The organism is Ancylobacter sp. (genome assembly GCF_965279025.1).
In the GTDB taxonomy this organism is placed as follows: domain Bacteria; phylum Pseudomonadota; class Alphaproteobacteria; order Rhizobiales; family Xanthobacteraceae; genus Ancylobacter.
Genome location: NZ_OZ257132.1, coordinates 2,835,817 through 2,850,826, shown reverse-complemented (window position 1 = coordinate 2,850,826; position 15,010 = coordinate 2,835,817). Strand labels below are relative to the sequence as shown.

At 67.0% G+C, this 15,010-nt stretch carries 12 protein-coding genes; 10 read left to right on the top strand and 2 right to left on the bottom strand.

The window, feature by feature from the left end:
* Nucleotides 1-15: 15 nt before the first annotated feature.
* The 10 genes from mutM to ACQY76_RS12995 all read left to right on the top strand — a co-directional run bounded on the left by mutM (nt 16) and on the right by ACQY76_RS12995 (nt 12,730).
* Complete coding sequence (gene mutM, locus ACQY76_RS13040; protein WP_428029164.1) at nt 16-915, top strand: bifunctional DNA-formamidopyrimidine glycosylase/DNA-(apurinic or apyrimidinic site) lyase; 900 nt, start codon at nt 16-18, stop codon at nt 913-915.
* Nucleotides 916-925: 10 nt separating this feature from the next.
* Nucleotides 926-1,699 (top strand): enoyl-CoA hydratase, encoded by a 774-nt coding sequence (locus tag ACQY76_RS13035; protein ID WP_428029163.1) that lies wholly within the window; start codon nt 926-928, stop codon nt 1,697-1,699.
* Nucleotides 1,700-1,872: 173 nt separating this feature from the next.
* Nucleotides 1,873-2,139, top strand: coding sequence for a 30S ribosomal protein S20 (gene rpsT / locus ACQY76_RS13030; protein WP_131834407.1), 267 nt, complete (start codon nt 1,873-1,875; stop codon nt 2,137-2,139).
* A gap of 1,130 nt (nt 2,140-3,269) precedes the next feature.
* Nucleotides 3,270-4,763 carry a chromosomal replication initiator protein DnaA gene (gene dnaA / locus ACQY76_RS13025; protein WP_428029162.1) on the top strand — a complete coding sequence of 498 codons (1,494 nt, stop codon included), beginning with the start codon at nt 3,270-3,272 and terminating at the stop codon, nt 4,761-4,763.
* A gap of 226 nt (nt 4,764-4,989) precedes the next feature.
* A complete protein-coding gene (dnaN, locus tag ACQY76_RS13020; RefSeq protein WP_428029161.1) occupies nt 4,990-6,105 on the top strand; it encodes a DNA polymerase III subunit beta in 1,116 nt (371 codons plus the stop codon).
* A complete protein-coding gene (gene recF / locus ACQY76_RS13015; RefSeq protein WP_428029160.1) occupies nt 6,102-7,280 on the top strand; it encodes a DNA replication/repair protein RecF in 1,179 nt (392 codons plus the stop codon). Before dnaN ends, recF begins: the two co-directional genes overlap by 4 nt.
* A 200-nt stretch (nt 7,281-7,480) precedes the next feature.
* On the top strand, nt 7,481-9,919 hold the full coding sequence (gene gyrB, locus ACQY76_RS13010) for a DNA topoisomerase (ATP-hydrolyzing) subunit B (RefSeq protein WP_428029159.1): 2,439 nt from the start codon (nt 7,481-7,483) through the stop codon (nt 9,917-9,919).
* 176 nt (nt 9,920-10,095) lie between these two features.
* Nucleotides 10,096-10,458, top strand: coding sequence for a DUF6152 family protein (locus ACQY76_RS13005; protein WP_428033007.1), 363 nt, complete (start codon nt 10,096-10,098; stop codon nt 10,456-10,458).
* Nucleotides 10,459-10,465: 7 nt separating this feature from the next.
* Complete coding sequence (locus tag ACQY76_RS13000; RefSeq protein ID WP_428029158.1) at nt 10,466-10,948, top strand: DUF6644 family protein; 483 nt, start codon at nt 10,466-10,468, stop codon at nt 10,946-10,948.
* Nucleotides 10,949-11,038: 90 nt separating this feature from the next.
* Entirely contained in the window at nt 11,039-12,730 is a 1,692-nt protein-coding gene (locus tag ACQY76_RS12995) for a thiamine pyrophosphate-binding protein (protein ID WP_428029157.1), read from the top strand.
* 7 nt (nt 12,731-12,737) lie between these two features.
* Here the strand turns inward: ACQY76_RS12995 and ACQY76_RS12990 are convergent, their stop codons facing one another.
* Both ACQY76_RS12990 and ACQY76_RS12985 read right to left on the bottom strand, forming a co-directional pair.
* Nucleotides 12,738-13,289 carry a hypothetical protein gene (locus ACQY76_RS12990; protein WP_428029156.1) on the bottom strand — a complete coding sequence of 184 codons (552 nt, stop codon included), beginning with the start codon at nt 13,287-13,289 and terminating at the stop codon, nt 12,738-12,740.
* A gap of 46 nt (nt 13,290-13,335) precedes the next feature.
* Nucleotides 13,336-14,994 carry a lysine--tRNA ligase gene (locus ACQY76_RS12985; RefSeq protein ID WP_428029155.1) on the bottom strand — a complete coding sequence of 553 codons (1,659 nt, stop codon included), beginning with the start codon at nt 14,992-14,994 and terminating at the stop codon, nt 13,336-13,338.
* Nucleotides 14,995-15,010: the final 16 nt, after the last annotated feature.

Sequence of the window (15,010 nt, the reverse complement as noted above, 5' to 3'; positions counted from 1 at the left end):
GGGACCTATCCTTCGATGCCCGAGCTGCCCGAAGTCGAAACCGTCCGCCGCGGCCTCGCCCCGGTCATGGAAGGCCGCCGCATCCTCGCCGCCGTCGCCCGGCGGCCGGATCTGCGCTGGCCGCTGCCCGAGCGCTTCGCCGAGCGGCTGACCGGCAGGACGCTGCGCCGGCTCGACCGCCGCGCCAAATATCTCGTGGCCGACATCGGCCCGGACTCGAGCGGCAGCGACGAGGTGCTGGTGATGCATCTCGGCATGTCCGGCTCCTTCCGCATCGAGCCCGATGGCGGCGTGCCGGACATCCCGGGCGACTTCGTGATGCCGCGCTCGCGCCTTGCCGCGCACGACCATGTGGTCTTGCGCATGGAGGGCGGCCATGAGGTCGTCTATAACGACCCCCGCCGCTTCGGGGCCATGCTGCTGGTGCCGCGAAACGGGCTGGAGGCGCACCCGCTGTTCCGCGACATCGGGCCGGAGCCGTTGGGTGCCGATTTCGATGCCGCCCACCTCGCCCGCGCCTTTGCCGGGCGGCGGGTGCCGCTGAAGGCGGCGCTGCTCGACCAGAAGGTCGTCGCCGGGCTCGGCAATATCTATGTGTGCGAGGCGCTCCACCGCGCCGGCCTGTCGCCCGAACGCGGCGCCTTCACCCTCACCACCCCCACTGGCGGTCCCACTGCACTCATCGTCCACCTCGTCGAGACCATCCGGCAGGTGCTGGAGGAGGCCATCGCCGCCGGCGGCTCCACCCTGCGCGACCATGCCCAGGTCGACGGCACGCTCGGCTATTTCCAGCACACGTTCCGGGTCTATGGCCGCGAGGGCGGTGACTGCTCGACCCCCGGCTGCCGGGGCACCATCGCCCGGCTTGTGCAAAGCGGGCGCTCCACCTTCTATTGTGCCGCCTGCCAGAGCTAGGAGACGCGCCATGTCCTACGACACCATCCTCGTCGACACCCAGGGGCGCGTGGGGGTCATAACCCTCAACCGCCCCAAGGCCCTGAACGCCCTGAACGCCGCGCTGATCGCCGAGCTCGGCCGGGCGCTGGACGGCTTCGAGCAGGATTCCGCCATCGGCTGCATCGTCCTCACCGGCTCCGACCGCGCCTTCGCCGCAGGAGCAGACATCAAGGAAATGCAGGCACTTAGCTTTCCCGCGACCTATGTGGACGACTTCATCACCTCGTGGGAGCGGCTGTCGCGCTGCCGCAAACCGGTGGTCGCGGCCGTCGCCGGTTATGCGCTGGGCGGGGGCTGCGAGATCGCCATGATGTGCGACATCATCCTCGCCGCCGACAATGCGCGCTTCGGCCAGCCGGAGATCCAGCTCGGCATCATGCCGGGCGCCGGCGGCTCGCAGCGCCTCACCCGCGCCGTCGGCAAGGCCAAGGCGATGGAGATGTGCCTCACCGGCCGCACCCTCACCGCCGAGGAGGCCGACCGCTACGGGCTGGTCTCGCGCGTCGTGCCGCTGGCCGAGCTGAAGGACGAGGCGATGAAGGTCGCCGACACCATCGCCGGCCTGTCGCTGGCCTCGGTGATGATGACGAAGGAGAGCGTGAACCGCGCCTTCGAATCCTCACTGTCCGAAGGCATCCGATTCGAACGCCGCCTCTTCCAGGCGCTGTTCGCCACGGCCGACCAGAAGGAAGGCATGGCGGCCTTTTCCGACAAGCGCGGAGCCTCGTTCACCAACAATTAACCCTTGCCGCCGCCGCTGCCCGCGCCTTGCATATTGACGCGGCGGCGCCCCCCGACTATAAGCCCGCCACTCACGCGGAGCTCCTTCGGGGTCTGCTCCGTTTAATCATTTGCAACCGACATTTCGGCAAGGCGCGGCACGCGGCGTCCTTGCGAAGATGAAGAGGATGGCCGATGGCCAATACGCCCTCCGCCAAAAAGGCGGCTCGCAAGATTGAGCGCCGGACCGAGGTCAACAAGAACCGCCGTTCGCGGATGCGCACCTTTGTGCGCAAGGTAGAGGAAGCTCTCGCTTCCGGCGACAAGGACGCGGCGGGCGCGGCCTTCAAGACCGCCGAGCCGGAGATCATGCGCGCCGCCCAGAAGGGCGTGCTGCCCAAGAACACCGCCTCGCGCAAGGTTTCGCGCCTGGCGCAGCGCCTGGCCAAGCTCAGCGCCTGATCAGGCCGCTTGCCCGCAAGCAGGCCGCACAACCAAAGGTTACGTCAAGCCCGGCCTCGCGCCGGGCTTTTCGCGTTTTCGGCCACAGATCCCGGGCGCCGATCCCGGTGATGGACGAACCCTGTCCGCGCCGGGTGGCACGCCTCTCCTGACTGCGTTGCACAAGTGTCACAGAGGCGCACCCCAGGCCGAACCGATCGGTTGGCGCGGCGGTTCGCCCTTGACTCCTCTCCCGCTCCCGGAGCAGCGCAAAAAGCTCGATTCTGGAAGCAATTTGAAGAACCATCGCTCAGAATTACGGGTTATAAATCATGGACTTATGACCCATGCGCGGCACCCCTCCTCGAATCGGAGGCTGCGAGCTGCCCCCCACCCTCCGCCACGTAAATTTAGCTGAGGAAAGACCCGCCAATTTGCCTCCGCGAATCTTGCAAGCGACTCAGAGATTTGCCGACTGATGGCTCTTTTTTGGGCGGCCGAATCAGCCCTCTGCGGCACTGCGGTGCCTCTCCTGCGGCGCCGATGGCGTTGCACCGAAGGGGGGGTCTGTGTATGTTGTCTTCATCCGGTTCCGCCGGCCACCTCAGCGAAAAGTTGAGTTTTGGAACTGCTCATTGCAACGTGAGGGGGGCATTGTGTTTTGTATTGATGACCCCAGCCTTCCGAGATTTCTGGCGCTGTTATGAAATGACGGGCCTTCCGAAGAAGTTTCTGTCTGCGTAATGCGTAGTGTTGCGAATTTATAGTTCCATCAGAACAATCAGAACTATTAAGGGCGGCAATGACCTTGCCGCAAAGGGGCTGCTATGACCACGCGAATGAGCGCACGAGAGGGTGCGTGCCCAGATTGCCCTGCCGTCTCGACGGTGGATGGCGTCTGTGTCGATGAGACTCTGGACCCTCAGTTACGATGCGTTTCGTGTGAGCCTCACGCTTTGGCAAAGGCTGCCGATTGAGGTGGTGACGCGGGTCGTCTAAGGACGTCGCCCGGCGTTTGAGGGGCCGCCCCCGCGCGGCGCCCGCGATTTCATTCGCACTGACGAGCTGTCGTCGCCATGACCGCACCTGCGGCCATGCCAGACGGCCCCTCTCGTGCGTCCCAACAACCGCACAAGAAGCGCGGAGCAAGCATGTTCAAAGATGGCATCGAATCCTCTGGCCAAGGCCAGTTCCCCGGCGTTGCGGCGCGCGCTGGTGCGCGAGCCGTGCTGGACACGGATGCGCGCGAGGCGTGGGATCGGGTTCGCCGCCGCCTGCGCGCGGAAGTCGGGGAAGAAGTTTATTCGAGCTGGTTCCCGCGCATCGAGCTGGACGGGATCACGGACGGCTTCGTGCGCCTGTCGGTCCCCACGCGCTTCCTGAAGACCTGGATTCAGCAGCACTATATAGAGCGGCTCATTGCGCTCTGGCAGGAAGAGGGCTCCGCCGACCGCGTCGAGCTCATCGTCCGCACCGCTGTGATGCGCGCTCCCGGTGCTGTGCCCGCTCCGGTACGCACGATCGTGCGTGCCCCGATTTCGGTGGAATCCGAGGCGGGCACCGTCGTCGTGTCATCCATGTCGAACCCGGCCGAGGTCGCCAACGGGTCGCCGCTCGACCCGCGCCTGACCTTCTCCACCTATCGGCTTGGCGATTCCAACCGACTTGCCCACGCCGCCGCGCTGAAGGTTGCCCATGCGCCGGCCGGCAGCGGGCCGGTGTTCAACCCGCTTTATCTCCACGCCGCCGTTGGCCTGGGCAAGACGCACCTTCTCCAGGCGATCGCCGCCGATGGTGCCTCACATGGCCGCCGCGTCGTCTATCTCACCGCCGAGCGCTTCATGTACGGCTTCGTCGCCGCGCTGAAGAGCCAGTCGTCGCTGGCCTTCAAGGAGCAGCTGCGCGGCATCGACACGCTGGTGATCGACGACCTGCAGTTCCTGCAGGGCAAGAGCGTGCAGCAGGAATTCTGCCACACGCTGAACGCGCTGATGGATTCCGGTCGTCAGGTGGTGATCGCCGCCGATCGCCCCCCGGCGGAGCTGGATGCGCTTGAGGAGCGGGTACGCTCGCGCCTCGCCGGCGGCCTCGTGGTCGAGATCGCGCCGCTGGACGATGAGCTCAAGCTCGAAATCCTCGCCGCCCGCATCGCCACCCTTTCCCACCAGCATCCCGGCTTCGGCGTACCGCCGGACGTGCTGAACTTCATCGCCCGCAATTGCGGCCAGAACGGCCGCGACCTCGACGGCGCGCTGAACCGGCTGCTGGCGCATAACCAGCTCACCTCCCGCGCCATCACTCTGGAGATGGCCGAGACCGCCGTGCGCGACCTCGTGCGCTCCAGCGAGCCCAAGCGCGTGCGGGTGGACGACATCCTCCGCGTCGTCGCCAAGCACTATAATGTCAGCCGCGCCGACATCCTCTCGCAGCGCCGCACCGCCAATGTGGTGAAGCCGCGCCAGGTCGCGATGTACCTCGCCAAGATGCTCACCCTGCGCTCGCTGCCGGAAATCGGCCGGCGCTTCGGCGGGCGCGACCACACCACCGTGCTGCACGCGGTGCGCAAGATCGACGGTCTCGTCGGCACCGACCGCGCGCTGGCCGACGAGGTGGAGACGCTGAAGCGGCTGGTCAACGAGGAATAGCCGAAAGCGCCGCCCGGCGGGGTGCTCCCCACTATCCCCGTAGATTTCCCCATGATTTCGGCGCATCCAAGGGGTGCGCCGCTTGCCTTGGTACGCCAGTGGCGGCAATGTCGGCGCCCCCGGCGGCGCACCCGCGCCGCTGCCCCGGGGCGCGTGGCCGGGCATCGTTCGGCCGCCCGTGCCTCGTGTGCGTTCCCTTTCTCGTAAAGCCACGGGTGTCCCGGCCATGAAGGTCACTGTCGAGCGGGCCGAGTTGCTCAAGTCTCTCGCCCACGTCCATCGTGTGGTCGAGCGGCGCAACACCATTCCGATCCTCGCCAACGTGCTGATGCGAACCGATCCGCGCGGGCTCGCTTTGCGCGCCACCGACCTCGACATCGAGATCGTCGAGACGATCGCCGCAGAAGTGCAGCAGGAAGGCGCGACCACGGTGCCGGCGCACACGATCTACGACATCGTGCGCAAGCTGCCCGAGGGGGCACAGGTGCAGATCGAGACCTCCGGAGATCGTGGCACCCTCACCGTCCGCGCCGGCCGCTCGCGCTTCGCGCTACAGACCCTGCCGGAGAACGAGTTCCCCGACCTCGCCGCCGGCGAGATGACGCATAGCTTCACCCTGCCGGCGGGCGAGCTGAAGCGGCTGGTTGACAAGACCCAGTTCGCCATCTCGACCGAAGAGACCCGCTATTACCTGAATGGCATCTACCTGCATGTCGCCGATGCCGGCGGCCCGGTGCTGCGTGCGGTGGCGACCGACGGCCACCGCCTCGCGCAGGCGCAGACCACGGCCCCCTCCGGCGCGGTCGGCATGCCCGGCGTCATCGTACCGCGCAAGGCGGTCGCCGAAATCCAGCGCCTCGCGGAAAATGCCGATGCCGAGGTGACTGTCGAACTCTCCACGGCCAAGATCCGGGTCTCGCTTGATCGCGTGGTGCTGACGTCCAAGCTGATCGACGGCACCTTCCCCGATTATGGCCGCGTCATCCCCTCCGGCAACGACAAGACGCTGATCGTCGACAAGGCAGACTTCGCCTCCGCCGTCGATCGTGTCTCGACGGTCGCCAGCGAGCGCGGGCGGGCGGTGAAGCTCTCCATCGGCGATGGCAAGCTCACCCTTTCCGTCACCAATCCGGATTCGGGCAGCGCCACCGAGGAGATTGAAGTCGAGTACGCGTCGGAGCCGATCGATATCGGCTTCAACAGCCGCTATCTGCTCGACATCACCTCGCAGATCGAGGGCAGCACGGCGGAGCTGAAGCTCGCCGATCCCGGCTCCCCCACGCTAGTGCAGGACCCGGACAAGCGCGGCGCGCTCTATGTGCTGATGCCGATGCGCGTGTGATCGCGCGCGCGACATCGCCGGCGCGCATCGCCCGCCTGCGGCTGACCGATTTCCGCAGCTACCATCAGTCGGAACTGCGGGTCGGCCATGGCCCGGTCGTGCTGATCGGCCCGAACGGCGCCGGCAAGACCAATCTCCTCGAAGCCATCTCCCTGCTCGCGCCCGGGCGCGGGCTGCGGCGGGCAAACCTCGACCAGTTCGCCGCCCGCCAGCCGGATGGCACCCACGCCTCCGGATGGGCGGTTTCCGCCGTGGTCGAAGGTGCCTATGGCGAGGTGACACTCGGCACCGGCGTCGAAGCCGACAGCGAGGCCCGCGCGCGGCGCTGCCGCATCGATGGCGAGACAATGGGCTCCGCCGCCGCCTTCGCCGCCCATGTGCGCGTGGTCTGGCTGACGCCCGAGATGGACGGGCTGTTCCTCGGCCCGCCTTCGGAGCGGCGGCGCTTTCTCGACCGGCTGGTGCTGGCGGTCGATGCCGAGCACGGAGCGCGGGTGAACGCTCTGGAGCGTGCGCTGCGGGCGCGGAACCGGCTGCTGGAGGAAACCTCGACCGATCCGCGCTATCTCGATGCCGTCGAGCAGGAACTGGCCGCGCTGGCCATCGCGGTCGCCGCCGCGCGGATGGAGACCGTTCGCCGTCTTGCCACCGGCATCGCGCAGGGGCGTGACCAGGGCGGCGACGAGGCCTCTCTTTTTCCCTGGGCGACGGTGGCGCTGGAAGGCGAGGTGGAACGCGCCCTCGCCCGCGAGCCGGCCACCTTCGTCGAGGACCAGTATCGGCTTGCCCTGCGGTCCATGCGCCCGCGCGACCGGGCGGCCGGCCGTACGCTGGAGGGACCGCACCTCACCGACCTTCTGGTTGGCCACGGCCCGAAAGCCATCCCCGCCGGACAGGGCTCCACCGGCGAGCAGAAGGCGCTGCTGATCGGCCTCGCCCTCGCCCATGCCCGGCTGGTGGCGGAGATGTCCGGCATCGCGCCGGTGATGCTGCTCGACGACGTGGTTGCCTATCTCGACCCCGAACGCCGCGCCGCATTGTTTGCGGCGCTCGACACGCTGGGCGGACAGGTGTGGATGACCGGTGCCGACCCTTCCGCCTTCGCCGCGCTTGCCGGCCGGGCCGAGCGCTTCTCGGTGACGCCCGGGCATGTCGAGCCGCTGCCCTTTCCCTAGGCTTGGTCCTTGAAAATAAAGGCAAAAACCTCTATATAGAAACGATATTGCTCGCCTGCGCTTCCTTGCGCGGCCGGTTGTCTAATGGCTAACCTGCCGCTGGCAGGCGTGGCCGCCGGGCAGGCACGCACCGCCACGAAATAACCGCGCGATTGCGGTATAAATCTCAATCAATTCAAACGATTCGAAGAGCTTCATCCATGTCCGAACCCGACAACGCACCGGCCCCCAACGCAAACGGGGAAGACTATGGCGCGCAGTCGATCCAGGTGCTTCGCGGCCTCGACGCCGTGCGCAAGCGCCCGGGCATGTATATTGGCGACACCGATGACGGCTCCGGCCTGCACCACATGGTCTATGAGGTGGTGGACAACGCCATCGACGAGGCGCTTGCCGGCTATGCCGACGAGGTGACGGTGACGCTCAACGCCGAAGGCTCGGTCACCGTGACCGACAATGGCCGCGGCATTCCTACCGACATCCATGATGAAGAGGGCGTATCGGCGGCCGAGGTCATCATGACCCAGTTGCACGCTGGCGGTAAGTTCAACCAGAACTCCTACAAGGTCTCTGGCGGCCTGCACGGCGTCGGCGTCTCGGTGGTGAACGCGCTGTCCACGACGCTCGACCTCACGATCTGGCGCAACGGGCTAGAGCACCATATGCGCTTCCGCCATGGCGACGCCGAGGCGCCGCTGGCCGTGAAGGGCCCGGCCCCCGCAGGCAAGCGCGGCACCATGGTCACCTTCGTGCCGAGCCCCAACACCTTCACCCATATCGAATTCGACTACAGCACGCTGGAGCACCGGCTGCGCGAACTCGCCTTCCTCAATTCGGGCGTGCGAATCGTCCTGACCGACGCCCGTCATCCCGAGATCAAGCGCGAGGAGATGATGTATGAGGGCGGCGTCGAAGCCTTCGTGCAGTATCTCGACCGCTCCAAGCAAGCGCTGCTGCCCAAGCCCATCGTGATCCGCGCCGAGCGCGACGGCATCATGGTGGAGTGCGCGCTCTCGTGGAATGACAGCTACCACGAGAACGTGCTGTGCTTCACCAACAACATTCCGCAGCGCGACCGCGGCACGCATTTTACCGGTTTCGCCGCCGCGCTGACGCGCCAGATCATTGGCTATTCCGAGCGCTCCGGCATCGCCAAGAAGGAAAAGGTCGACCCCACCGGCGAGGATTGCCGCGAGGGCCTGACCGCCGTGCTCTCGGTGAAGGTGCCGGACCCGAAATTCTCCTCGCAGACCAAGGACAAGCTGGTCTCCTCCGAGGTGCGCCCGGTGGTCGAGTCGCTGGTGAACGATGCGCTCGGCTCATGGCTTGAGGAGCACCCCGGCGAGAGCAAGTCGCTGGTGACCAAGGTCGTCGAGGCCGCCGCGGCCCGCGAGGCGGCGCGCAAGGCGCGCGAACTCACCCGCCGCAAGAACCCGCTCGACGTCGCCTCCCTCCCCGGCAAGCTCGCCGACTGCCAGGAGCGCGACCCCGCCAAGTCCGAGCTCTTCATCGTCGAGGGCGACTCGGCCGGCGGCTCCGCCAAAATGGGCCGCAACCGGGCGTTCCAGGCCATCTTGCCGCTGCGTGGCAAGATCCTGAATGTCGAGCGCGCGCGCTTCGACAAGATGCTTTCCTCCGAGCAGATCGGCACGCTGATCACCGCGCTCGGCACCGGCATCGGCCGTGACGACTTCAATGTCGGCAAGCTGCGCTACCACAAGATCATCATCATGACGGACGCGGACGTGGACGGCTCCCACATCCGTACCCTCCTGCTGACCTTCTTCTTCCGGCAGATGCCGGAATTGCTGGATCGTGGGCATATCTACATTGCCCAGCCGCCGCTCTATAAGGTGACGCGTGGCAAATCCGAACAATATCTGAAGGATGAGCGCTCGCTCGAAGACTACCTCATCACCCAGGGCCTCGACGACGCCTCGCTGCTGCTCACATCAGGCGAAGTGCGCGGCGGCGCCGATCTTCACCATGTGCTGGAAAGCGCCCGCTCCTTCCGCCATGTGATGAACGGGCTCCACCCGCGCTACAACCGCGCCGTGGTGGAACAGGCGGCGATCGCCGGCGCCCTGACGCCGGGCCTCCTCGTCGAGGAGGAACGCGCCGCCGATATCGCCAAGATCGTCGCCCAGCGCCTCGACCTTATCGCCGACGACACCGAGCGCGGCTGGACTGGCGAGGCGGATGGCGCCGGTTTCCGCTTCACCCGCACCGTGCGCGGCGTCAAGGAAGTCGCGGTGCTGGACACCACCTTCGTCGGCTCGGCCGAAGCGCGACGGCTCGATAGCCTCGCCGCCGACCTGCAGGAAGTCCACGCCGAACCGGCGACCATGCGCCGTAAGGGCACGGAAACGCTGGTCTTCGGCCCGATGGACCTGTTCGACGCCGTCACCGATGCCGGCCGCAAGGGCATCGCGCTCCAGCGCTACAAGGGCCTTGGCGAGATGAACGCCGAGCAGCTCTGGGAGACGACGCTCGATGTCGACGCCCGCTCGCTGCTGCAGGTGAAGGTGAAGGAGGTCGCCGACGCCGACGACCTGTTCAACCGGCTGATGGGCGACGTGGTGGAACCGCGCCGCGAGTTCATCCAAGACAACGCCCTGCGCGCCAGCGTCGACGTGTGACGATGGAGCGGCGAGCGGGGCGGTGTCCGCTCGCGCTGGCGCAGAAGTGAGCGGGAGACCTCTCGCCCGCTTGCGCCGCCGCCCCATAGTTTGAAGCGACTTCCGTAACGACAGGAGCCGCTTCAATGTCCTTTTTCCATTATCGCACCAGCCGCCGCTCTCCCACGGGCGTGGGCATGGCCGGCGGCCTTGCCGCCCTCGCCGTCCTCTCTGCTCCCGCTCTCGCCCATCACGGCTGGGGCTGGGCGAACAGCGAGAAGATGACGCTGGAAGGCACCATCAAGACCATCTCCATGGCGCCGCCGCACCCTTCGCTGCAGGTGACGGCGCAGGATGGCACGCTCTGGCAGGTCGATCTCGGCAATCCCCGCCAGACCGCCAATTCCGGCTTCACCGGCGACACCGCCAAGCCGGGCGATGCCATCACCGTGCTGGGCAATCGCAACCGCGATGAGGCGAAGGCGCATATGAAGGCGGTGCGCATCACTCTCGCCGGCAAGAATTACGACATGTATCCCGAGCGGATCGGCAGCAACTGAGGCTGTCATGGAGGACGCGCCCGGCCTGCTGGCAGCCCTCGGCGACTGGCCCGGCGCCCGCTGGCTGCGGGCGTCCTGGATCGCCTATCTGCTGGTGAACAGCGCCCACATTCTCGGCATGGCGCTGCTGCTGGGCTCGATATTGGTGCTCGACCTACGGCTGCTGGGCGGGCTGCGCCGCGTGCCTCTGGCGGTGGTCGGTCCGCTCCAGGCGCGCGTGGCGGCGCTTGGCGCCGGCCTCGCGGTGCTGACCGGCCTGTGGCTGTTCACGGTGCGACCGGCCGAATATGCGGAGAACACCGCCTTCCTGATCAAGCTGGCCCTGCTGGCGATAGCGCTGATAAATGTGGTCGTCCAGCACGCCAACCCGGCCTATGCTGCGGCCCTGCGTGGAGAGCCGCTGACGAGCGGCGTTCGTGCCTCGGCGGCCGCCTCAGCGGTGCTCTGGCTCGCTGTGCTGGTCGCCGGGCGGTGGATCGGCTTCGCTTGAGAACCGGCCTCGACCCCGCCGCAAGCTACTCGCGTTCCCGCGCGCCGGGCTCTAAACTCACCCCTCTTTTTGCGTTCTGAGTCCCCGATCATGACCTCCCTACCCTCCCCCGCCCCCCGCACCGGTGCCCGCATCCTCGTCGATGCGCTTCGTGCCAATGGCGTCTCCCGCACTTTTGGCGTGCCGGGCGAAAGCTATCTCGACGTGCTCGACGCGCTGTCCGACAGCGACGTGGATTTCGTCATCTGCCGGCAGGAGAGTGGCGCGGCGATGATGGCGGAGGCCTGCGGCAAGCTCACCGGCCGACCGGGCATCTGCTTCGTCACCCGGGGGCCGGGCGCCACCAATGCGAGCGCGGGGATCCATATCGCGCAGCAGGATTCGACGCCGATGATCCTGTTCGTCGGGCAGATTTCCCGCGCCATGCGCGGGCGCGAAGCGTTTCAGGAGGTGGACTATCGCGCCGTGTTCGGCCCGCTCGCCAAATGGGCGGTGGAGATCGACGAGGCGGCGCGCATTCCCGAAATCGTCGCGCGCGCCTTTCGCGTCGCGATGCAGGGCCGGCCGGGACCGGTGGTCATAGCTCTTCCCGAAGACGTGCTCAGCGAGATAGCCGAGGTGCCGGACGCACCTGCGGTGGAGCCCGCCGAGACCTGGCCGGGCCTAACCGACATGATGCGGCTGCAGCGCCTGCTCTGGGCGGCAAAGCGCCCGGTGATGATCCTCGGCGGCGCCCGCTGGAATGAGCGGGCCGTCGCCTCGGTCGAGCGCTTCGCCGAGCGCTTCGACCTGCCCGTCGCGGTTAGCTTCCGCCGGCAGATGCTCTTCCCTGCCGACCATGCGTGCTTTGCCGGCGATATCGGCTTTTCGCTCAACCCAAAACTGCTTTCCCGGCTAAAGAGTGCCGATCTCGTCATCCTCGCGGGCGGAAGGCTCGGCGAGGTGCCCTCGCAGGGCTACAGCCTGTTCGGCATTCCCGACCCAGGCGTGCCCTTGGTGCATGTGCATGCCGACCCGGAGGAACTTGGCCGGGTCTACCAGCCGGCACTGGCGATCAACGCCTCCTCCGGCGCCTTCGCCGCCGCGCTGGAAGGGGTACAGCCGCCGAACGAGCTGCCGTGGAGCGACTGGCGGGCGCAGGCGCGCGCCGATTATCTGGACTGGACCGAAGAACCGCCCGCCAACTCCGGCGCGGTGCAGATGGCGACGCTGGTGCGCTATCTGCGCGCGCTTCCCGAACAGACGATCATCTGCAACGGCGCCGGAAACTTTGCCATCTGGGTGCATCGCTTCCACCGCTTCCGCGCCTATGGCACGCAGCTCGCCCCCACCTCGGGATCGATGGGCTATGGCCTGCCGGCGGCGGTGGCAGCCAAGATTTCGCAGCCCGACACACCCGTGGTGGCGGTGTGCGGCGACGGCGACTTCCTGATGACCGGACAGGAGTTCGCCACGGCGGTGCAATATGGCGCGCCCATAGTGGCGGTCGTGATCGACAACGGCATGTACGGCACCATCCGCATGCATCAGGAGCGCGAATATCCCACGCGCGTCTTCGGCACGACGCTGCGAAACCCGGATTTTGCCGCTTATGCCCGGGCATTCGGCGGCTTCGGGGTCACGGTTGAGACGGATGAGGCATTCGCGCCGGCGCTGGACGCGGCCTTCGCGTCCGGCATGCCCTCCATCGTCCATGTGAAGCTCGACGCGGAGGCGATCAGCCCCACCACCTCGCTCACCGCGCTGCGCGAGAAAGCGCTGGCGGCGCGGTCTCCGGCATAGCCTGCCGTCAGTGCGCGGGAGGTCGCGCCCGTATCGTCACCGGCGCCTGCGCGAGGCGGCGATACAGCCGGCGCTCCTGCACCAGCGGCCACCAGTCGAAGAGGAAGATCTCCATCGGCCGCCAGTTCGCCACCCAGCCGAGGATGACGAGGCCTTCCATGACCACGCCCGCGAGCCGGGAATCCGGGAAGATGTTGACGAGCGATTGACCGACGACGAGACACAGGCCCAGCACCAGCAGGCCTATCGCCAACGCCTTTCGCCCCTCGGCGAACAGACGGGTCAGCGCGTTGCTGCGCCGCTCGGCCTGCTGCTCGAAATTCTGCCGGAAAACACCCGGCAGGCTCTGCGCCAGGACGCTGTCCGCCGAGATGACCGGCAGATGAACGGCAATGGCAAGCGGCGTTTGCGGCGGCACCTCTTCGGCATGCTCGCAAATATACGCGTCCACTTCGCTGTCGAGCCCGCGCTCGCGAAACGGATAGGGGTCCAGCATGTCGAGCAATTGCTGCGGGTCGTCTACCCGCAGGTCGATTTGTCCCTGACGCCGCTTCGGCATGGCACGCATCCCTCCTTCGGCTGGGATGCTCCCGGCCGGCGCCGCGCTACGCCGCGCCGCTGGCCAGTTCGCCCGACAGCGCCCGCGCGATCAGCGCCCGGGTCTCCGGGATGCCGTAGGCGGCGACGAAGCCACCGAAGCGCGGGCCTTCCTTCTCGCCGAGCAGCAATTCGTAGAGCGCGCTGAACCAGGCGAAGGTCACGCCCGGCCCGCCCGTCGGGCTCTTGCGCTTGTGGTCCTGATAGCGCGGCTCGGCGCGGCCGACATCGAGCACGGCGTTCTGCACGGCGTCGCGATCCGAGCCGTCGAGCAGCGCCAGCGCGGCGTCGAGACGGGCCAGCGCCTGCGCCTCCACCTCGTCGGGCAGGCGGAAGGTGCGGCGTGGCTTAACCCGATCGATGAAGTAGCGCACGGCATAGCCAGCGAGCTGGTCGACAATCGGATGGGTCTGCGGCGACGTGCCGGGCGCATAGCGCTCGATGAAGCGCCACAGCACGGCCTTGTCCTCGGCGTTGGAGGCCGAGGCGAGCTTGAGCAGCAGGCCGAAGCTGAGCGGCAACTCCTCCGCCGGTGGATTGCCGGCGTGGATATGCCAGACGGGATTGCCGAGCCGGTTCTTCCAATCCTGCGTCGGGTAGCGGGCGAGGAAGCCGAAATACTCGTCGACCGCCTTCGGGATAACGTCGAAATGCAGCTTCTTGGCCGAGCGCGGCGACTGGAACATGTAAAGCGCGAGGCTCTCCGGGCTCGCATAGGTCAGCCATTCGTCGATGGTCAGGCCGTTGCCCTTCGACTTCGAGATCTTCTGACCGTTCTCGTCGAGAAACAGCTCATAGACGAAGTGCTCGGGCGCAACGCCGCCGAGAACCTCGCAGATGCGATCATAGATCGGCGCGTTGGTCTGGTGGTCCTTGCCGAACATCTCGAAATCGACGTCGAGCGCCGCCCAGCGGGCGCCGAAATCCGGCTTCCACTGCAGCTTCACATGGCCGCCGGTGACAGGGACGGTCTTGTCCACCCCGTCCTCGTCTGTGAAGGTGACGGTGCCGGCCTTGGCGTCGACGGCCTTGAGCGGCACATAGAGCACGCGGCCCGAAACCGGCGAGATCGGCAGGAAGGGCGAATAGGTCGCCTGCCGCTCCTCGCCCAGCGTCGGCAGCATCACGTCCATGATGGCCTCGTAGGTCTCCGCCGCCTTCAGCAGGACCGGGTCGAGCTTGCCGGAGAAGTAGTATTCGGTGGCACTGGCGAACTCGTAATCGAAGCCAAACGTGTCGAGGAAGCGGCGCAGCATCGCGTTGTTGTGGTCGCCGAAGCTGGCAAATCCGCCGCCGAACGGGTTCGGCACCTTGGTGAGCGGCATCTGCAGATAGGGCTTCAGCGCCGCAGGATCCGGCACGTTTTCCGGGATCTTGCGCATGCCGTCCATGTCGTCGGAGAAGCACAGCAGGCGCGTGGGGATCTTGCCCTCGGTCAGCACGTGGAAGGCGTGGCGCACCATGGTGGTACGTGCCACCTCGCCGAACGTGCCGATGTGGGGCAGGCCCGAGGGGCCGTAGCCGGTCTCGAACAGGACTTCGGCTTTCGGTTTCCGCTTCAGGCGCTCGACGATCTTGCGGGCTTCCTCGAACGGCCACGCGCCGGCAGATTCCGCCAGCGTGCGCAATTCGGCTGCAACATCCTCGACCGGAGCGGTCGCCGTCATGGTCTGCCCTCCTGGG